This window comes from Undibacterium sp. 5I2 (assembly GCF_035019605.1).
GTDB lineage: Bacteria > Pseudomonadota > Gammaproteobacteria > Burkholderiales > Burkholderiaceae_D > Undibacterium.
The window spans coordinates 1-227 of sequence record NZ_JASJVS010000207.1; the positions used below are offsets into that span (position 1 = coordinate 1).

At 51.1% G+C, this 227-nt stretch carries 1 protein-coding gene; it reads right to left on the bottom strand.

The window, feature by feature from the left end; translation table 11 throughout:
* Positions 1-227 (bottom strand): helix-turn-helix domain-containing protein (locus QN359_RS20110; protein ID WP_323493645.1); only part of this gene is annotated, 227 nt, incomplete at both ends.

Below are 227 nucleotides of genomic sequence, written 5' to 3' on the forward strand. Positions count from 1 at the left end.
AGTTCCATATTCAGTTGCCCAATTTTGGCATAGAGACGGTCTGGGTCGTTCTGTGTGCTGGCCGGTTTCGGACCGCGCTTACCTTCAAACAGACTGCCTGCATTTTCCAGTAATTCTTTCTTCCACTGGCTAACCTGCGTCGGATGCACCCCGAACTCTTGGGCGATCTGATTGATCGTCTTTTCGCCTTTGATTGCCTCAACTGCTACCTTGGCTTTTTGTGCGCC